Here is a 17,518-nt window from a genome sequence, read left to right as displayed (position 1 = left end):
GCCTTGGCCGCCGCACAAACCGGCGCGCCCCTGCGCCAAGCCCTGCTGGCCCACGCCTTTGGTTGGGCCGAGAACATGGTCCAAGCCGCGCTCAAGTCCGCGCCCTTGGGCCAAAGCGCCGGTCAGCGCATCTTGCAACGCTTGAGCGACGCCATCCCAGCGGTGGTGGAGCGCGCCATGCATCTGCCCGAAGCCGAGCAGCAAGCTTTCACCCCCATGCTGGCCATCCTTTCGGCCCAGCACGAGGCTCAATATTCACGTCTGTTCCGCTCCTGACCCATGCTCAACACCTTCAATACCCTCAACACGTCTCAGCCCAGCCTGCGCACCAAAAAACGGCCGCCCTTGCGCGTCGGTGTCGGCGGCCCCGTCGGCTCGGGCAAAACCACGCTGCTGGAAATGCTCTGCAAAGCCATGCGGGAGAAGTGGGACTTGGTGGTCGTGACCAACGACATCTACACCAAAGAAGACCAGCGCCTGTTGACCGTGGCCGGGGCGCTGGAGCCCGAACGCATCATGGGCGTGGAAACCGGCGGCTGCCCACACACCGCGATCCGCGAAGACGCCTCCATCAACCTCGAAGCGGTGGACCGGATGCTGGAGAAGTTTCCCAACGCCGATATCGTCTTCATCGAGTCGGGTGGCGACAACTTGGCAGCCACCTTCAGCCCGGAACTCTCCGACTTGACGCTCTACGTCATCGACGTGGCCGCTGGCGAAAAAATTCCGCGCAAGGGCGGCCCCGGCATCACCAAAAGCGACTTGTTCGTCATCAACAAAACCGATCTGGCCCCGTATGTGGGGGCCAACTTGGATGTCATGAAAGCCGACACGGAACGCATGCGCCGGATGCCTCAAGGCGGGGTACGGCCCTTCGTGATGACCAACCTCAAAACCCAGCAAGGGCTGGATGAGGTGATCCGCTTCATCGAAACCAAGGGCATGCTGGCGGTCTAGTCCAGCACCTTCGCCTCGATCACCACATCACTGCGGGGCTGGGCCACACAGGGCAGGATCCAGCCGGCGAGCTTTTCTTCGGGGAGCAGACCGGGCCAGTCGATGGTGTGCTGGATGTGACCATCGAGCAGGCGGCACATGCAGGCCCGGCAAGTGCCGTTGCGGCACGAACTCGGTAAACGCACCCCCGCTGCCCAAGCAGCAGCCCACAAGGTCCGCTCAGCAGGCGCTGGCAGTTGGTGACCGCTGGGTTGAATCAAGAGGGTGTGCGCAGGCGAACTCAAGGTCGAGCCAGCTGTTTCTCGACCTCACGGATGAAGGCCGCTGACTGGGGCTCGATGTCGCTGGCGAAGCTGCTCACGCTTTTGCCGTCACGCCCAATGATGTATTTGTGAAAATTCCACGCCGGGGCTTCGCCAGTGCGTTGCGCCAGTTGCCGGTAGAAGGGAATGGCGGCCTCGCCCTTGACCGCTGTTTTGGCAAACATCGGGAAGCGGATGCCGAAGGTGCCTTCACAGAAATCGACGATTTTTTTGGCCGACTCGGACTCTTGGAAGAAGTCGTTCGAAGGAAAGCCCAACACCACCAAGCCCCGGTCTTTGTAGGTTTCGTAGAGCGCTTCAAGCCCCTTGTACTGATGGGTGAAACCGCAAAAACTGGCGGTATTGACCACCACGATCACTTGGTGCTGATACTGACACAGCGATTGCGGCACGTCGTCTTGCAGACGCGGCACGTTGTGTTGCAGCAAAGGGGCGCAAGCGGGTTCAGCCGCCAGCAAGGGGGTACTCGTCCCCAGACCTGCGGCGAACACCAAGCCAGAGACTGCGCCAGCAAACCAGCGCCATCCACGTTGTTTTTCACGAATGTTCATGCCATTTCCTATGCGATACCACGCCATGAAGTTACAAAAAACTGCGGCACCCGGGGGCACCGCAGCGGCAGCTCAAGCGGCCAGCGTGGTGAGTCTCGCCGTAATCGGCGGTGAGTTCTTCGCCGACGGCAATGGCCCTCAACGCGAAAAGCTCAATGCGCCCACCACGCACGCGCAACACCGTGTTGGGTTGGCAAGAGTGGTTGGTGTAGCGCAACGGGTCGGTTGAGTGGGTGGCATCGACGGCGCGCTTGTCTGAGACCTCGATCATCATGATGCGGGCTTGGCTGCGCACCCGCCGATGGGCCTCGCGCACGCTGATGAACTCACCCCGGATCTCACCAATCTTCTTGTAGGCCGGGATCGGTTCAGCCGCAAAAGCCCCCAAGCCATCAATGGCGCTGGGCTGGTTGATGACCGCAAATTTCTGCGGATTTTTCGGCCCTTGGGTCGGTGGAATCACCACCGTGGGCAGCGCCTCGGGCGAAGAAGCATGGGTGCGAAGTTCAGGCATCAGGTGAGGGTAGCCGATTTGCCTACGGGTTAACCAAGGATCACTGGCTATGATCGCGGCGCAAAACACTGAATTTGAAAGCCATGCTGGAACTGCTCGTACAACCCGAAACTTGGATCGCCCTGGCCACCCTCACAGCGCTGGAGCTGGTACTGGGGATCGACAACATCGTCTTCATCTCGATCTTGGTCGAGAAACTCCCCCCCGAAATGCGCGACCGCGCCCGGCGCATCGGCTTGTTCATGGCGATGTTTTTGCGCATCGGCTTGCTGCTGGTGCTGTCTTGGATCATCGGCCTGACCAAGCCGCTCTTTTTCTTCATGGACCACGGTTTTGGTGGGCGGGATCTGATCCTGATCGCCGGGGGCTTGTTCCTGCTTTGGAAGAGCACCGGCGAGATCCATGAAACCATTGAAGGGGCCGAAGAAGAAAGCCACGGCGGTGTGCGTCCGCGCGCCTCCTACGGCGTGGCCATCGTGCAGATCATGCTGATCGACTTGGTCTTCTCGCTCGACTCCATCATCACGGCCGTCGGCATGGTCGATCAGGTGCCGGTGATGATCGCCTCCGTGGTGGCATCGGTCGCCATGATGATGGTGTTCTCCGCCGCCATCGGCCGCTTTATCTCGAAGCACCCGACCATCAAGATGCTGGCCTTGGCCTTCTTGGTGGCCGTGGGTCTGCTCTTGATCGCCGAGGGCTTTGGCAACCATGTCCCGAAGGGCTACATCTACTTCGCCATGGCCTTCTCCGTGACGGTCGAAATGCTCAACATCCGCATGCGTCACCGCCAAGGTGCCGCATGACGACCGATGCGCCCTACGCTGGGCTCACGCCCCATGCGGTGCTCGATGCCCTCGACGCCGTAGGACTGCGCGGCGACGGGCGCATCTTGCAACTCAACTCGTACGAGAACCGCGTCTTCATGGTCCACCTTGAAGATGCAGCGCCCGTGGTGGTCAAGTTCTACCGCGATGGTCGCTGGAGCGATGCGCAGATCTTGGAGGAACACGCCTTCGCTCTTGAGCTCGCTGCTGCGGAAGTCCCCGCCGTGGCCCCTTTGCTCTTGCAGCTCCCCGAAGGCAGCGCCCAGGGTCCGAGCGGCACCCTAGCGCACGTTGGCCCTTGGCGCTTTGCCGTCAGCCCGCGCTGCGGTGGCCGTCAACCCGAGCTGGAAGATCCCGAGACGTTGAGCTGGATCGGGCGCTTTTTGGCGCGGCTCCACCAAGTGGGTCAGGGCAGCGCTTTTACCCAACGCATCCGCCTTGAGAGCAGCCAAGCGGCGCGCACCGCCGTGCAGTGGCTCAACGAGAGTGACCTGTTGCCGCCCGGCAGCCACGCTTGGCACAGCATGGCACTGGCGGCCTTGGAACACGTCGATGCCGCCTTCGCCCGCCACGGCCGCCTACATCTGCTGCGCCTGCACGGCGACTGTCACCCGGGCAATTTGCTCTGGAGCCCCTCGGGGCCGCACTTTGTCGATCTCGATGACGCGGTGATGGGCCCCGCCGTGCAAGACCTTTGGATGCTCTTGGGCGGTACGCGCCAAGAGATGCAAGCCCAGCTTGGGGCCTTGCTCGATGGCTATGAGAGCCTGCGCGACTTTGATCGCCGCGAGCTGGCGCTGATTGAGCCGCTACGCACCTTGCGCATCCTTGGACACAGCGCCTGGATTGCCCGCCGCTGGCAGGATCCGGCTTTTCCGATCGCCTTTCCGGCGTTCGAAAGCCCGTCCTACTGGGCGCAACAAACCACCTTGCTGCAAGAACAAATCAACGCCATGGCCGAGTCACCCCTGGTGGCCTGATGTTGTACGGGCGAAACAATCTCAAGCGCCCGCAACAAAAAGGTCCCTAGGAGGCGGCATTGTTACCGCTGCGCTGACTTCATGCGCCGGGCAGGAACCCGGCCACGGCTCCAGCCGCTAGAGTCTCGCTCCTTCACCGACACGCCGCTGTGACAAGGCTGTCACAGGCCTGTCACAGCCTTGTCACAGCAAGCCCCCATGATCGGGAACGTGAATAGAAAAAGACCCAAAAGCACACAGGAGCGCACCATGACCCCCACCCACACATCCCCCCGCCTCTCACGTCAACTCTGGCTGACCAGCTCGATGGCGGTCGTGAGTCTGGGTGCGAATTCGGTCAGTCGCAGCGGCTCGGGCATCCGATCCCACACCAGCAGCCACTCGGTGGATGAAACCATCCGCCGCATCAGCGATCAAGCCAGCCGCTCCGGGCTGTCGGTCTTCACCCGGCTGACCCAGCCTCAACGCCCCGGTCAACGCTGGGCAGCCGCTTCAGGCACCGTGCTGGTCCTCAGCCATCGCTGTGATGTGGTGCCGGTGCTGCACAGCCCCACCCGCACGATTGATCTGCCCATGGCGATTGAGATCGGCACCAGTGAGGCCGGTGCCACGCAGGTTCGCCTGCATGACATCGACCAAGAAGACATGCGCCGCGAACTGAGCGGTGATGTCCTCCAAAGTGCCAGCACCCTGCCCGAGCTGGTGGCACGGGCACTGGGGCACTGAGCAAAGTCCGACGATATCAGGCCAAGATCAGGGCCTGAATGCGCTTGACGTGCGCCGCCGGATCTTCAAGCTGACCGCCTTCGGCCAACATGGCGTTGTCGAACAGCACTTGAGCTAGATCGTCAAAGGTCGGAGCCCCTTCGGGCAACGCGGCCAGCTTCTTCACCAAGGCGTGCTCGGCATTCACTTCCAGCACGGGCTGGCTGTTGGGCGCAGGTTGGCCGGCTTGCTTGAGCATGCGGGCCAGGTGACCGCTCATGTCGCCTTCTTCCATCACCAAACAAGCCGGTGAATCGACCAGCCGGGTGGTGACGCGCACGTCTTTGGCACGCGCAGCCAAAGCGGCCTTGATACGGTCCAAGGTCGGCTTGAAGCCTTCGGCCACCACTTCAGCTTGCTTTTTCTCTTCTTCGTCCTGGAGCTGGCCCAGATCGACCGCGCCCTTGGCCACGCTTTGCAGGCTGTGACCTTCGAACTCATAGATATGGCTGAGCATCCATTCATCGACCCGATCCGTCAGCAGCAAGACCTCGATGCCCTTTTTCTTGAAGATTTCAAGCTGCGGGCTATTTTTGGCGGCGGCCAAGCTGTCGGCGGTGATGATGTAGATGGCCTCTTGGCCGTCCTTCATGCGGGCAACGTAATCGGCAAAAGAAACCCCCTCGTCAGCGTGGGTCGAAGCGAAGCGCAGCAACTTGGCCAGACGCTCGCGGTTGGTGTGATCCTCGCCCAAACCTTCCTTGAGCACCGCACCAAACTCTTTCCAAAAGGCGGCGTACTTGGCTTTGTCGTCGGCGCTCTCGCTATCGGCCAAGCTTTCCAGCATCGACAAAACGCGCTTGGTCGAGCCTTCACGGATGGCGCGCACGTCGCGGCTTTCTTGCAGCAACTCACGTGACACGTTCAGCGGCAAATCGGCCGAGTCGATCACGCCCTTCACAAAGCGCAGGTAGACCGGCATCAGCGCTTCAGCGTCGTCCATGATGAAGACGCGCTTCACATACAGCTTGACGCCACCCCGCTTGTCGCGGTTCCACAGATCAAAAGGAGCCTTGGCCGGGATGTAGAGCAGCTGGGTGTATTCGCTGCGGCCTTCAACGCGGTTGTGCGTATAAGCCAACGGGGCGGTGTTGTCGTAGGTGAGCTGTTCATAAAACGCCTTGTACTCAGCGTCGGTGATATCAGACTTGGAGCGCGCCCAAATGGCAGCAGCCTTGTTGACTGCCTCCCACTCGTCGGCGATGACGTTTTCGCTCTTCTCAGCGTCCCAAGTTTCCTTGTGCATCAGCACCGGCAACGAGAGGTGGTCCGAGTACTTGCTGATGATGGACTTCAGCTTCCAAGTGCTGAGGAAATCCTCTTCTTCGGCCCGGACATGCAAGATGACATCGGTGCCGCGTGTTTCGCGGGTGATGGTCTCGACTTCAAAGTCTCCCGTGCCCTCGCTGCTCCAGCGCACGCCCTCCGAGGCGGCCAAACCAGCGCGGCGCGATTCCACCGTGATGCGATCCGCCACGATGTAGCCCGAGTAAAAACCCACACCGAACTGGCCGATCAGATTGGCATCTTTGGCCCGATCCTTGTCTTGGCCTTCGAGCTTGGTCATGAACTCCTTGGTGCCGCTCTTGGCGATGGTGCCGAGGTGGTCAATCGCTTCTTGGGCCGACAAACCGATGCCGTTGTCGCTGATGACGATGCGCCGAGCTTGCTTGTCAAAGCTCACCCGCACTTCAAGGTTGGGCGAGTCCTCAAACAAGGCGTTGTTGTTCAGCGCTTCAAAGCGCAGCTTGTCGCAGGCGTCCGAGGCGTTAGAGACCAATTCACGCAGGAAAATTTCTTTGTTGGAGTAGAGCGAGTGCGTGACAAGGTGCAGCAGTTGCTTGACTTCGGCTTGGAAAGAAAGAGTTTGTTTGGTCATGGTCAGAAAAAGAGGAAAGAGCTCTGGGCGTCTGCGCAGAACTTGGAGGCAGCCACGCGCTTTTCAAGGCAGAAAAGAAAAACAGCACGTGGCCCCAAAGCGACAAGATGCTACGAAACGTTCTTAAAACGGGCATAAGCCAAATTTCCAGCCTCCTGATGCCCATTGAGTTAAAAAACGCTCCTTACATTGCGATCTCTCGTAGCGTCGTGATTTACTTCTCGGCTTGGATCAAGGATCATCCGATGCTGTCATCGTCCCCGTTCATTCCATCGAGCTGCAGTGGCTGAAAACGTCATCGACCCCTCCGCCACCAATTTGGCTGGCATCGCCCGTGTTCTTGTCAACGCGGGAAAATTGAATCAAAAGACCGCCGAGGAGCTGACACGCAGTGCGCGTGAGCAGCGGCGCACCTTTGTTTCAGCGGTCATCACAGCCGGCGTCATCTCGGCGGCCGATCTGGCCCATGCCTTGTCGTCCACGTTGGCGATCCCCTTGGTCGATCTGGCGGCCATCGACATGCGCAAGATCGCGCCCAACTTGGTCGATGCGCGCACCCTGAGCGAATGCCAAGTGGTCGCACTGGGCAAACGAGGCAACCGTATCTTCATTGGCGGTGCCGACCCAACGGCCCAAGATGTCATCGACCGAATCAAGTTTGCCACCCAGCTCACCCCAGAGTGGATCTTGGTCGAGCACGACAAGCTGGCCAAACTGCTCGGCACCATCAACACCTCGACCGCCGAGGCGTTGGAATCCATGGTGGGTGGCGACTTCGACTTTGATGTCGAAGAGCAAGACCCCAACGCCAAGCCGGAAGAAGAGGCCAACGAAGCCGACGACACGCCGGTGGTGCGCTTCTTGCAAAAGATGCTGGTCGATGCGATCAACCTGCGCGCCTCCGACTTGCATTTCGAGCCTTATGAGCTGCACTACCGGGTGCGCTTTCGCATCGACGGCGAGTTGCGTGAAATGGTGCAGCCGCCCGTGGCCATCAAAGACAAGCTGGCCTCGCGCATCAAGGTGATCTCGCGCATGGACATCGCTGAAAAGCGCGTGCCGCAAGACGGTCGGATGAAGTTGAAATTCGGCACCAAGTCGATCGACTTTCGCGTCAGCACCTTGCCCACCTTGTTCGGCGAAAAGATCGTGATCCGGGTGCTTGACTCCTCCTCGGCCAAACTCGGCATCGAAGCGCTGGGCTACGAGAAGGAAGAAAAAGATCGGCTCATGGCCTGCATCCAGCGCCCTTACGGCATGGTGCTGGTGACCGGCCCAACCGGTTCGGGCAAGACAGTGTCGCTCTACACCTGCTTGAACATCCTGAACCAGCCCGGCATCAATATCTCGACCGTCGAAGATCCGGCCGAAATCAACTTGCCCGGCATCAATCAAGTCAACGTCAATGACCGAGCGGGGCTGACCTTCGCGGCCGCGCTCAAATCTTTCCTGCGCCAAGATCCCGACATCATCATGGTGGGCGAAATTCGCGACCTAGAAACCGCCGACATTGCCATCAAAGCGGCCCAAACCGGCCACATGGTGCTCTCGACCCTGCACACCAACGACGCGCCCACCACGCTGACCCGGCTGCAAAACATGGGTGTGGCCCCGTTCAACATTGCCTCCAGCATCATCTTGATCACCGCCCAGCGGCTGACACGGCGGCTGTGTGAAAGCTGCAAAGTCCCCGCCGACTACCCCAAGGAAGCCATGATCCGGGCCGGCTTCAAAGCCGAAGAGCTGGACGGTTCGTGGAAGCCCTACAAAGCCATCGGCTGCTCCTCGTGCAACAACGGCTACCGGGGCCGGGTCGGTATTTACCAAGTCATGCCGATCTCTGAAGAGATCCAGCGCATCATCTTGAGCCAAGGCACAGCGGTAGATATCGCCAAGCAAGCAGGGGTGGATGGTGTGCGCGATCTGCGCACCTCCGGTTTGGTCAAAGTACGGTCGGGAGCCACCACACTTGAAGAAGTGATCGGCTGCACCAACCAATAACCAGAGAGTTAAAGGCATATGGCCACAGCGGCAAAAGCGGCACCGGCGAAGAAAAAGGTCAAAGAGCTGATCTTCCAGTGGGAAGGCAAAGACCGAGGCGGTCGGATCGTGCGCGGCGAAATGAATGGTGGCGGCGAAGCCATGGTCAGCGCCAGCTTGCGCCGCCAAGGCATCATGGTCACGAAGATCAAGAAGCGCCGATCCTCGGGCGGCAGTGCGATCAAGTCAGCCGAAATCGCGGTGTTCACCCGCCAATTCGCCGCCATGCTCAAGGCCGGTGTGCCGCTGCTGCAATCGTTCGACATCGTCGGTCGCGGCAGCGCCAACCCACGCATGACCCAGATGCTGTCGGACATCCGCGCCGACATCGAGACCGGCTCCAGCCTCTCAGAGGCCTTCCGCAAGTACCCGCTGCTGTTCGATTCGCTCTACTGCAACCTGATCGAAGCCGGCGAAGCCGCCGGTATTCTTGAAGCGCTGCTCGACCGGCTGGCGATCTACCAAGAAAAAACCCAAGAACTCAAATCGAAGATCAAGTCAGCCCTGACCTACCCGATTGCGGTGTTGGTGGTGGCTTTCGTGGTGGTGGCCGTGATCATGATCAAGGTGGTGCCATCCTTCAAAGAGGTCTTCACCAGCTTCGGTGCCGAACTGCCCGGACCGACCTTGGTGGTGATGTACATGTCCGAGTTCTTCGTGTCGTACTGGTACCTGATTTTTGGCGGGATCGGTGGTACAGGCTATTTCGCTTTTCAAAGCTGGCAACGCTCACCCAAGATCCAAATGCTGGTGGACCGCGCCATGCTCAAGATGCCGATCTTTGGCACCTTGGTCTACAAAGCGACTGTGGCACGCTGGACCCGCACTCTGTCCACCATGTTCTCAGCCGGTGTGCCGCTGGTCGAAGCCCTTGACTCGGTGGGCGGGGCCTCCGGCAACGGTGTGTTCACCATCGCCACCGAGCAAATTCAACGCGACGTCTCCAGTGGCGTCTCACTGACCTCGGCCATGCAAACCAGCGCCCTCTTCCCCCCCATGGTGCTACAAATGACAGCCATTGGTGAAGAGTCCGGCGCCTTGGATCAGATGTTGTCCAAGGTGGCTGACTTCTACGAGAGCGAAGTCGATGAGGCCGTCAAGGGCCTGTCGAGCCTGATGGAGCCGATCATCATCGTGGTGCTGGGCACCATCATCGGCGGCATCGTGGTGGCGATGTATCTGCCCATCTTCAAGATCGGTCAAGTGGTTTGATCCCATGCCAGAGCTTTCTTTGTCTTGGTTGTTGCACCCCGCTGGGCTGGCGGTCTTGGGCCTGATGATCGGCAGCTTTCTGAACGTGGTGGTGCATCGCCTGCCGATCATGATGCAGCGCAGTTGGTGGGGCGATGTGCAGGCCCAACTGGCGGATGGCGCAGGCTGCAAAAGCGTCTTCGGTACACACGCCCCCTTGCGGCCCAGCGAGCTGGCCGCTCAAGCCTTGGGCAAGGCGCTGCACGCGCTGCCCCGACTGGATCTGGCCATCCCGCGTTCGCGCTGTCCGCACTGCGGCCATGTGCTGGCGTGGTGGGAAAACATCCCGGTGCTGAGTTGGCTGATCCTGCGCGGCCGCTGCAAGGGCTGCGCAGCACCCATCTCGATGCGCTATCCGGGCGTCGAAATCGCCAACGCTGCCTTGTTTGCGGCGATGGGTGTGCGTTTTGGCACCGAGCCGGTGACGCTGCTTTGGTGCTTGGTCGGCGCTGTGCTGCTGACGGCTGCGCTGATCGACTGGGATACCACCCTCTTGCCCGACAGCCTCACGCAACCGCTGCTTTGGCTCGGATTGATCGCTGCGGCCATGGGCTGGACCCTGCCGCTCAGCAGTGCCCTGTGGGGGGCCGTGGCGGGGTATTTGAGCCTGTGGAGCGTGACCCAGCTCTTTAAGCTCATCACCGGCAAGGTAGGCATGGGCGAAGGTGATTTCAAGCTGCTGGCCGCACTGGGGGCCTGGACGGGTGGCGTGATGATTCTGCCCATCGTGCTGGCCGCCTCGCTGGTGGGTGCCGTGGTCGGGTTGGGCATGAAAGCCACCGGCCAGTTGCGCGAAGGTGTCTACGTGCCTTTCGGACCTTTTCTAGCCGGCGGGGGCTTGGTGGTCATGCTGGCCGGCCCCGAGCGGGTGATGGGCTGGATGGGATGGGCCTAAATCCCCGCTGGGGCCTGACCGGCGGTATCGCCAGTGGCAAGAGTTCGGTCGCGGCGGCTTTACAACGTCGCGGTGCGCTGATCGTCGATACCGACCGCATTGCGCACGATCTCACCGCCCCCGGTGGGGCTGCGATCTCCGCCCTGTCGGCCACCTTTGGCCCCCAAGCCATCACCGCTGAGGGTGCATTGGATCGCAACCACATGCGGGCCCTCGTCTTTGCAGATCCACAACAACGGCAACGCCTCGAACAGATCCTGCATCCCTTGATCGAGCTGGAGGCGGAACGCCAAGCCGCTTTGGCCTGCACGGGTCAGCCGGTGGTCTTCGATGTGCCGCTGCTGGTCGAAACAGGCCGCTGGCGCGCCAAGGTCAACCGGGTGTTGGTGGTCGATTGCCCGGTCGAGCGCCAAGTCGAGCGCGTGCGGCAACGCAATGGCTGGGACGAGGCCACCATTGCCCGCGTCTTGGCCAGCCAAGCCAGCCGTGAGCAGCGCCGCGCCTGCGCGGATGCGGTCATCGTCAACGACGGCACTGATCTAAGCCAGTTAGATGCCTTGGTTGGCACACTTTGGGACGTTTGGTGCAACTCGTTCGATACAGCCAACGCCCCGCTATGAAACAATTCGGCCCTTGCGCCGGAGGCCCTTGCCTTGATCCTTTACGAATATCCTTTCAATGAAAGCACCCGCACCATGTTGCGGCTCGAACATTTGTTCGAGCGCTTGGACGTGCTGGTCGCCCGTGATGCCCCGGTGGATCACCATTTCGCCTTGGCCACCCTGTTCGAGATCATGGATGTCTCGTCACGGGTGGACCTCAAGAACGACCTTTTAGGTGATCTGGAGCGTCAACGTGCCACGCTGATCAGCTATCGCGGTAACCCCGCCATCTCGGAAAACGCCCTCGAACAAGCCATTACCCTGGTTGAATCCGCCAGCCAAGCGCTGCGCGGCACGGTCGGCAAAGCCGGCCACGCGCTCACTGCCAATGAATGGCTGATGAGTATTCGCAGCCGCATCAACATCCCCGGCGGCACCTGCGAATTCGATCTGCCGGCTTACTACGCTTGGCAACAGGAAAGTCCGGCCAAACGCCGCAGCGATCTGGAAGGCTGGATCGGTGTGCTGCGCCCGCTGTCGGATGGCTTGGATGTCAGCCTCGGTTTGCTGCGCGATGCGGGCGGACCGCAAAACGTCATGGCACGCAACGGCCAGTTCCAGCACAACCTGAGCGCTGGACGCAGCTATCAGTTGCTGCGGCTGCGCATCGACCCCAGCCTGAAACTCGTGCCCGAGATCAGCGGCCACCGGCTGATGGTGTCGATCCGGCTGATGCGCGCTGACGCCGAAGGTCGCCTGCGGGCCGTACCCGAAGACGCACCGCTCGAAATCACGCTCTGCGCCTGAGCCTGAGCCTTCACCCACAACACAACCCAACCTACCCACGCTCCTCGGCGAGCCACTCCAGCACCGGCCATGTGCCGGGCAGGACCGGCTCGACCGTGACCGGCAGGCTCTGCCACGCCATGGTCTGGCCTTCACGCATCTCGAAAGCGCCGGTCCAGTCGTCGATCTTGCAAAAATGCAGCCGCACCCGGGCATGGCTGTAGTCCATGAGCTGCACCTTCCACGGATGCACCTTGCCCACGGTGATGCCGATTTCTTCGTGCAGCTCGCGCCGCAAGGCTTGCTCGACGGTTTCACCGGGCTCGAACTTGCCGCCGGGGAACTCCCAGTAGCCCGCCCAAACCTTGCCGGGCGGGCGGGTAGTGAGCAAAAAGCGCACCTCTTGACCCTCGGCGTCACGCTCAATCAACACGCCCACCGCCACATCGACCGGCACCCGGCCTTCGCGGGCCTCGTCCTCGGTGACACGCCGGGCCTCGGAAGGCCTCACCGTTGATTCACTCGGCACGTTGCTCATGACGCCCCGCGTAATCCTTGGCGAACTGAAACGCCACCCGGCCCGAACGCGAACCGCGCTCCAAGGCCCAGATCAGGGCTTGCTGCCGCGCCGCGCTGATCGCCGTCTCGCTGACCTCGAAAGAACGCAGCCACTGCGCCACGATGCTGAGGTACTCGTTTTGCGAGAACGGATAAAAACTGACCCACAGACCAAAACGTTCCGATAGGGAGATCTTTTCCTCGATGGCCTCGCCGGGATGCAACTCGCCGTTCTCGTCGTGCTTGGCCGAGAGGTTGTCCTTCATGTGCTCGGGCAGCAGGTGGCGACGGTTCGAGGTCGCGCAAACCAGCACGTTGTCACTGGCTTGGGCAATCGAGCCGTCCAAGATCGACTTGAGCGCCTTGTAGCCCGACTCACCGTCGTCAAAGCTGAGGTCGTCGGCAAAAAGGATGAAACGCTGCGGCAAGCCGGCGATCTGATCGACGATGTCGGGCAGATCGACCAGATCGGCCTTGTCCACCTCGATCAAGCGCAACCCTTCGGCGGCCCATTCGTTCAAGCACGCCTTGATGAGCGAGCTTTTGCCCGTGCCGCGTGCGCCGGTCAGCAACACGTTGTTGGCCGGCAAGCCCTGCACAAACTGGCGCAGGTTGCGTGTTAAACGCTCTTTTTGCGGCTCAACTTCTTGCAGATCGGCCAGCCGGATCGGGGCCAGATGCCGCACCGGCTCCAACGAGCCGACTAGACCGCGCTTACGCCAGCGACAGGCCACCACGGTGGACCAATCGGGGGTCGGGGTGGCCACCGGCAAGGTGGCTTCGAAACGTGCCAGCACCGCTTCGGCCCGGGTGATCAGGGCCAACAGGGCCGGGGTGGCGGACAAGGTATTCAGGGCAGCATCCATGACAAAACCAGATCGAGATGTTCGGTGGGGCTGCGTTTGAAATCCGAGCGGGCGAAGCGTTGCAGCCGCCCCATCGCAAAGCCCACCATCATCGAAGCCCGCGCGCTCACCCCCACCGGCTGCGGCGCGCTGCCCGGCTCGTCCGTCGCGCCGCGCAAACATTGCCGCAGTTGCGCTTCGACCCGATCAAAGAACTGGTTCATGCGTAGATGCAAACGCTCGTGCTCAAAAACCAGCGCATCGCCCACCATGACGCGCGCCATGCCGGGGTTCTTCTCGCCGAACTGCAACAGCAAGGCCACCACCCGGGCCGCTTGTTCCGGATGGAAACCTTCGCGTTCAACCCTCTGATGGATAAGCGTAAAGACACTGGTTTCGATGAACTCGATCAGCCCCTCAAACATCTGCGCTTTGCTGGCGAAGTGGCGGTACAAAGCTGCCTCGCTCACGCCAAGACGCGCAGCCAGCGCGGCAGTGGTGATGCGTTCGCTGCCGGGTTGCTCAAGCATCGCGGCCAAGGTCTGGAGGATTTGCTCACGCCGCTCACCCGGTTTGGGCCGCTTGCGCACGGGTGACGCCGCCAAGGCGACCTCGGAATCAGCCGCATTGACTTCTTCAGGTGTGAGGTCAGACATCAAGTGAGGGCCAGCAATCGTTGAAAAGTGCGGATTTTGTCACACACATAGGCTGGTTTTCGATGCAAACCAACGCTTACACGGGGGGTTGGCGGGGTTCTCGGCAGCCAGCGCTGCATCCACACCGTGCGCATCCCTACACGTCGGGCGGCCTTTTGATGCGCCAGCGTGTCCTCCACCAACACGCAACGCCCTGCCGGCACCTTCAGACGGGCAACCAAGGCGCGCAGCATGCGCGCATCCGGCTTGGGCCGGAGATGGCCAAACATGCGCATCTGCTCGATGCTGATCACGGCGTCAAAGCAGCGCCGCAGCCCCAACGCGGTGAGCACCCGCTCGGCATACTCGGCGGGCGCGTTGGTCAAGATGAGCTTGCGGCCTGGCAAGCGTCGCAGGGCCGCCACATCGTGCGGATGACTACGCAGCCGCGCCTCCAGCCCTGGCAGACGATGGGTTTCTTCGAGAAAATGGCCGGCCTTGACCCCGTGATGACGCATCAACCCGAGCAAGGTGGCCCCGTAACGGTGCCAATAGTGCGTGCGTAAACGCTGGGCTTCGGCTTCAGCCACCCCCAGCTCGCGGACGATGTAAGCCGTCATCGCTCGGTTGATGCCGCCGAAAGCCGCCTGCGAGGCGTCATGCAGCGTGTCATCGAGGTCAAAGAGCCAGACAGTCGAGCGATTTGGCATGGTGTGGGCGTCAGATAATGCGCCATCTTCAAATTAGAACAGCGTCACTGAGGAAAAGTGTGGATGTCTAGGACAGGTGAATCAACGATGCCCCTGCAATCCCTACCGGGCGAGGCGGGAGGCATGGATGGGTCCTTGGCGCTGACGTCGGTACGCACTCGGTGCAGTCTGCGCGGCATGCTGCTGGAGGTTCGCATTGAGCAATCCTTCCGCAACACCACCGCGCGCCCCTTGAGCATCAGCCCGGCATTTTCACTGCCCGCACAAGCGGTCTTGCTCGGCTTGGATGTGGTGATGGGCGGGCGGCACCTGCGCTCTCAAGTGGCCGACAAACACACCGCCAGCTTTCAGCGCGAACCAACCTCCGCCGCGCACGCCTCAGCCGACGACACCGACGTGCTGCTGGAAAGCAACCATGATGGCAGTCAGACCCTGCATCTCGGCGATCTCGGCCCGGGTGAAATCTGCCTCATCACGGTGCGCTACGGTCAAACGCCCCGCTACGAGCGCGGCGAACTCCACCTAAACATCCCCGCCACGATCAACCCGTACCGCAGCAGTGCGGTGCGGGCCGCTGTCAAGACCGAAGAGATCTTCGACCTTGCCATCAACATCTACGGCGATTGGGCTCAAGCACACATCAGCTCGCCCACGCACCCGATGACCTTCTTGGCGCGGGGGAGTGAGGATGAGGGCTCGATGGCACAAAGCGTGCGGGTCAGTTTGACGCGCCGCAGCACCCCCGAGCGCGATGTCATCCTGATCCTCAGTGATCTCGCTCAGGAAAGCCTGAGCATGGCGTGGTGTGAATACGACCCCATCAAGACGGATCAAGTGGTCGCTCTGCTGGCCTTTCAACCCGACTTACCGGCCCGGCAAGATCCGATGGCCCTCAAGATCTTGGTGGACTGTTCAAGCGCCATGTCGTCTGAGGACATCCGCACCGCACGTCGTTTGCAGCAAAGCTTGGTCGCCCAACTGCAAGCCGAAGATCAATTCAGTCTGTCCCGATTTGGCAGCCAAGTTCAGCACCGCCCCCTGTGGTACGCCAATGAAGCCTGCAAACTGGCCGCCCGCCACGCCGCCCAAGACCTAAGTGCGCGCATGGGCAACCCCTGTCTGCATGCGGCCTTGCAATCCACCTTGGATCAAACCGTTGAGCAAGCTTGTGATGTCGTGCTCATCACCCAAGCGCAAGTCTCCGACATCGACGCCACGCTGCTGGTGGCCAAACACAGCAAGCAGCGCATCTTCATCCTCTGCCTCGGCACCGGCTCGACCCACGCCCACGCTCTGCTGCGTCAGGTGGCGGAAGTCAGCGGAGGGCTCTTTGAGCTTGTGCCTTCGGGCCAAACCCCCGAGGTGATTGAGTCGGTCGAAGCGATCCTGAACCGACTGCTGCACCGTCTGCGCAGCGAACAACGCTTCGGTCTGGCCCTGCAATGGCCCGAAAACATCGAGCCGATCTGGCAGTCGCCGATGCCGCATTCGATCTTCGACGGCGACACCGTGCTGGTGCATGCGATCCTGAAAAAACGCCCCCAAGGCCATGTGCGCCTGCTGGGCTACAGCAAAAAGGCCAAACAAGACGACCGGCGGCCCCTGTGGCAACGCTTGCTGGCTTTCATTCGGCGGCCGTCTTACAGCGCTCTTGGTTTAACCCAGCACACCCACAGCAATCGGTGGCAAGAAAGCCTGCACACCATCGCCACCCTTTACACGGTCAGCAGCGAAGACATCCCCAGTCCCCTGCCGGTGCGCCCAACCGCCACCGAGCTCGCCCGCATGGTGGCCGCCTGCCGCTATCAAGAACAGCCCCAGCCTTGGCTGGCGGTGCAGTACCAACTCACCACCCGCTCGACCCTGCTGATCTTGGTTCATCCCCACGAGGACGCTCATCAAGCCTTGGATCGTCCGCCCGCCTTCAAGCTGCGGCAAAAACGACCGCCCCCGCTGCGGCCCCTTTCGCAACCAGTGGGCCGGCAAGAGCCGGTGTTCGCCGTCCTGAAGCGGCCCGCCTCCCCAGTCCCTCCCATCACCACCACCCGCCCCTTGAGCCCGTGGGAGTTCAGCCGGGTGTTCGAACAGCGTCAACCCAACGACTGGCCCACCACCCTCCAAGGTCTGCGCGACATGGGTTTGGGCAAAGGTGTGATCACTTGGTTGGTCTGCCATCTCTCCGAAGGCCCCGCAGGCGACATCGACGTGGCCGCCGGCATCCACGCCTTCCTCACCTTCTTCGCCCACCCCCTCACCCGCCAAGCGCTCCACCAAGGCCACGCCATCCCGGCGGCCCACCCCTTACGCCAACACCCCGACCCCCGCCTCGCCCGCATGAGCCACGACTTCTCCAGCATGACAGGAGAAAACTGGCCGGCGCTTTGAACAGACTACCGACCC

Annotated in this window: 19 protein-coding genes; 11 read left to right on the top strand and 8 right to left on the bottom strand. The window is 61.4% G+C overall.

All coding sequences use genetic code 11. The features are described from left to right. Nucleotides 1–276, top strand: a 276-nt coding sequence (locus AC3VI7_RS08565; RefSeq protein WP_489671462.1) for an urease accessory protein UreF, incomplete at its 5' end; no start/stop codon positions are given. 3 nt (nucleotides 277–279) lie between these two features. Then, nucleotides 280–957, top strand: a complete 678-nt coding sequence (gene ureG, locus AC3VI7_RS08560) for an urease accessory protein UreG (protein ID WP_489669508.1) — start codon at nucleotides 280–282, stop codon at nucleotides 955–957. Here the strand turns inward: ureG and AC3VI7_RS08555 are convergent. The 3 genes from AC3VI7_RS08555 to AC3VI7_RS08545 are packed head-to-tail and all read right to left on the bottom strand — an operon-like array spanning nucleotide 954 to nucleotide 2,345. After that, nucleotides 954–1,241: a 2Fe-2S iron-sulfur cluster-binding protein gene (locus AC3VI7_RS08555; protein WP_489669507.1), complete on the bottom strand. Its 288-nt coding sequence runs from the start codon at nucleotides 1,239–1,241 to the stop codon at nucleotides 954–956. The genes ureG and AC3VI7_RS08555 overlap by 4 nt on opposite strands. Continuing rightward, nucleotides 1,238–1,831: a glutathione peroxidase gene (locus tag AC3VI7_RS08550; RefSeq protein WP_489669506.1), complete on the bottom strand. Its 594-nt coding sequence runs from the start codon at nucleotides 1,829–1,831 to the stop codon at nucleotides 1,238–1,240. Before AC3VI7_RS08550 ends, AC3VI7_RS08555 begins: the two co-directional genes overlap by 4 nt. Nucleotides 1,832–1,862: 31 nt before the next feature. Continuing rightward, entirely contained in the window at nucleotides 1,863–2,345 is a 483-nt protein-coding gene (locus tag AC3VI7_RS08545) for an SET domain-containing protein (RefSeq protein WP_489669505.1), read from the bottom strand. An 83-nt stretch (nucleotides 2,346–2,428) separates the two neighbouring features. Here AC3VI7_RS08545 and AC3VI7_RS08540 point away from each other — a divergent pair, with 83 nt between their 5' ends. From AC3VI7_RS08540 to AC3VI7_RS08530, 3 genes are all read left to right on the top strand, one after another. Next, nucleotides 2,429–3,151, top strand: a complete 723-nt coding sequence (locus AC3VI7_RS08540) for a TerC family protein (RefSeq protein ID WP_489669504.1) — start codon at nucleotides 2,429–2,431, stop codon at nucleotides 3,149–3,151. Next, nucleotides 3,148–4,152, top strand: coding sequence for a serine/threonine protein kinase (locus AC3VI7_RS08535; RefSeq protein ID WP_489669503.1), 1,005 nt, complete (start codon nucleotides 3,148–3,150; stop codon nucleotides 4,150–4,152). The genes AC3VI7_RS08540 and AC3VI7_RS08535 overlap by 4 nt, the downstream gene beginning before the upstream one ends. A 249-nt stretch (nucleotides 4,153–4,401) precedes the next feature. Continuing rightward, entirely contained in the window at nucleotides 4,402–4,878 is a 477-nt protein-coding gene (locus tag AC3VI7_RS08530) for a hypothetical protein (protein ID WP_489669502.1), read from the top strand. Nucleotides 4,879–4,894: 16 nt separating this feature from the next. Here the strand turns inward: AC3VI7_RS08530 and htpG are convergent, their stop codons facing one another. Continuing rightward, nucleotides 4,895–6,796 (bottom strand): molecular chaperone HtpG, encoded by a 1,902-nt coding sequence (gene htpG / locus AC3VI7_RS08525; RefSeq protein ID WP_489669501.1) that lies wholly within the window; start codon nucleotides 6,794–6,796, stop codon nucleotides 4,895–4,897. A 282-nt stretch (nucleotides 6,797–7,078) separates the two neighbouring features. Here htpG and pilB point away from each other — a divergent pair, with 282 nt between their 5' ends. The 5 genes from pilB to zapD are packed head-to-tail and all read left to right on the top strand — an operon-like array spanning nucleotide 7,079 to nucleotide 12,391. Further along, nucleotides 7,079–8,797 (top strand): type IV-A pilus assembly ATPase PilB, encoded by a 1,719-nt coding sequence (gene pilB / locus AC3VI7_RS08520; RefSeq protein WP_489671273.1) that lies wholly within the window; start codon nucleotides 7,079–7,081, stop codon nucleotides 8,795–8,797. Nucleotides 8,798–8,815: 18 nt separating this feature from the next. Continuing rightward, nucleotides 8,816–10,048: a type II secretion system F family protein gene (locus tag AC3VI7_RS08515; RefSeq protein ID WP_489669499.1), complete on the top strand. Its 1,233-nt coding sequence runs from the start codon at nucleotides 8,816–8,818 to the stop codon at nucleotides 10,046–10,048. 4 nt (nucleotides 10,049–10,052) lie between these two features. Next, nucleotides 10,053–10,982 (top strand): prepilin peptidase, encoded by a 930-nt coding sequence (locus AC3VI7_RS08510; protein WP_489669498.1) that lies wholly within the window; start codon nucleotides 10,053–10,055, stop codon nucleotides 10,980–10,982. After that, nucleotides 10,973–11,602, top strand: coding sequence for a dephospho-CoA kinase (gene coaE / locus AC3VI7_RS08505; RefSeq protein ID WP_489669497.1), 630 nt, complete (start codon nucleotides 10,973–10,975; stop codon nucleotides 11,600–11,602). The genes AC3VI7_RS08510 and coaE overlap by 10 nt, the downstream gene beginning before the upstream one ends. Before the next feature lie 33 nt (nucleotides 11,603–11,635). Then, complete coding sequence (gene zapD, locus AC3VI7_RS08500) at nucleotides 11,636–12,391, top strand: cell division protein ZapD (protein WP_489669496.1); 756 nt, start codon at nucleotides 11,636–11,638, stop codon at nucleotides 12,389–12,391. A gap of 31 nt (nucleotides 12,392–12,422) precedes the next feature. On the opposite strand, the gene AC3VI7_RS08495 is transcribed toward zapD, so the two are convergent. Genes AC3VI7_RS08495 through AC3VI7_RS08480 form a run of 4 tightly spaced genes read right to left on the bottom strand, consistent with a single transcriptional unit; the run spans nucleotide 12,423 to nucleotide 15,118 of the window. Next, nucleotides 12,423–12,908, bottom strand: coding sequence for an NUDIX domain-containing protein (locus tag AC3VI7_RS08495; RefSeq protein ID WP_009453370.1), 486 nt, complete (start codon nucleotides 12,906–12,908; stop codon nucleotides 12,423–12,425). Next, nucleotides 12,889–13,794 (bottom strand): ATP-binding protein, encoded by a 906-nt coding sequence (locus AC3VI7_RS08490; protein ID WP_489669495.1) that lies wholly within the window; start codon nucleotides 13,792–13,794, stop codon nucleotides 12,889–12,891. Before AC3VI7_RS08490 ends, AC3VI7_RS08495 begins: the two co-directional genes overlap by 20 nt. Beyond that, a complete protein-coding gene (gene slmA, locus AC3VI7_RS08485) occupies nucleotides 13,779–14,429 on the bottom strand; it encodes a nucleoid occlusion factor SlmA (protein WP_489669493.1) in 651 nt (216 codons plus the stop codon). Before slmA ends, AC3VI7_RS08490 begins: the two co-directional genes overlap by 16 nt. Beyond that, nucleotides 14,429–15,118 (bottom strand): pyrimidine 5'-nucleotidase, encoded by a 690-nt coding sequence (locus AC3VI7_RS08480; protein WP_489669492.1) that lies wholly within the window; start codon nucleotides 15,116–15,118, stop codon nucleotides 14,429–14,431. Before AC3VI7_RS08480 ends, slmA begins: the two co-directional genes overlap by 1 nt. 87 nt (nucleotides 15,119–15,205) lie before the next feature. Here AC3VI7_RS08480 and AC3VI7_RS08475 point away from each other — a divergent pair, with 87 nt between their 5' ends. Next, on the top strand, nucleotides 15,206–17,503 hold the full coding sequence (locus AC3VI7_RS08475) for a VIT domain-containing protein (protein ID WP_489669491.1): 2,298 nt from the start codon (nucleotides 15,206–15,208) through the stop codon (nucleotides 17,501–17,503). Nucleotides 17,504–17,518 lie beyond the last annotated feature (15 nt).

The sequence above is a fragment of the Leptothrix toolikensis (SeqCode) genome (assembly GCF_057922285.1).
Note: the sequence above shows the minus strand (reverse complement) of the source record. Positions and strands in the feature narration are given on the sequence as shown.

Coding starts and splice junctions, on each gene's coding strand:
- AC3VI7_RS08490 (WP_489669495.1), bottom strand. CDS start 13,794: ATGGATGCTGCCCTGAATACCTTGTCCGCCACCCCGGCCCTGTTGGCC.
- AC3VI7_RS08510 (WP_489669498.1), top strand. CDS start 10,053: ATGCCAGAGCTTTCTTTGTCTTGGTTGTTGCACCCCGCTGGGCTGGCG.
- AC3VI7_RS08550 (WP_489669506.1), bottom strand. CDS start 1,831: ATGAACATTCGTGAAAAACAACGTGGATGGCGCTGGTTTGCTGGCGCA.
- AC3VI7_RS08540 (WP_489669504.1), top strand. CDS start 2,429: ATGCTGGAACTGCTCGTACAACCCGAAACTTGGATCGCCCTGGCCACC.
- AC3VI7_RS08545 (WP_489669505.1), bottom strand. CDS start 2,345: ATGCCTGAACTTCGCACCCATGCTTCTTCGCCCGAGGCGCTGCCCACG.
- AC3VI7_RS08535 (WP_489669503.1), top strand. CDS start 3,148: ATGACGACCGATGCGCCCTACGCTGGGCTCACGCCCCATGCGGTGCTC.
- AC3VI7_RS08480 (WP_489669492.1), bottom strand. CDS start 15,118: ATGCCAAATCGCTCGACTGTCTGGCTCTTTGACCTCGATGACACGCTG.
- slmA (WP_489669493.1), bottom strand. CDS start 14,429: ATGTCTGACCTCACACCTGAAGAAGTCAATGCGGCTGATTCCGAGGTC.
- AC3VI7_RS08515 (WP_489669499.1), top strand. CDS start 8,816: ATGGCCACAGCGGCAAAAGCGGCACCGGCGAAGAAAAAGGTCAAAGAG.
- htpG (WP_489669501.1), bottom strand. CDS start 6,796: ATGACCAAACAAACTCTTTCTTTCCAAGCCGAAGTCAAGCAACTGCTG.
- AC3VI7_RS08530 (WP_489669502.1), top strand. CDS start 4,402: ATGACCCCCACCCACACATCCCCCCGCCTCTCACGTCAACTCTGGCTG.
- ureG (WP_489669508.1), top strand. CDS start 280: ATGCTCAACACCTTCAATACCCTCAACACGTCTCAGCCCAGCCTGCGC.
- coaE (WP_489669497.1), top strand. CDS start 10,973: ATGGGCCTAAATCCCCGCTGGGGCCTGACCGGCGGTATCGCCAGTGGC.
- AC3VI7_RS08475 (WP_489669491.1), top strand. CDS start 15,206: ATGCCCCTGCAATCCCTACCGGGCGAGGCGGGAGGCATGGATGGGTCC.
- AC3VI7_RS08495 (WP_009453370.1), bottom strand. CDS start 12,908: ATGAGCAACGTGCCGAGTGAATCAACGGTGAGGCCTTCCGAGGCCCGG.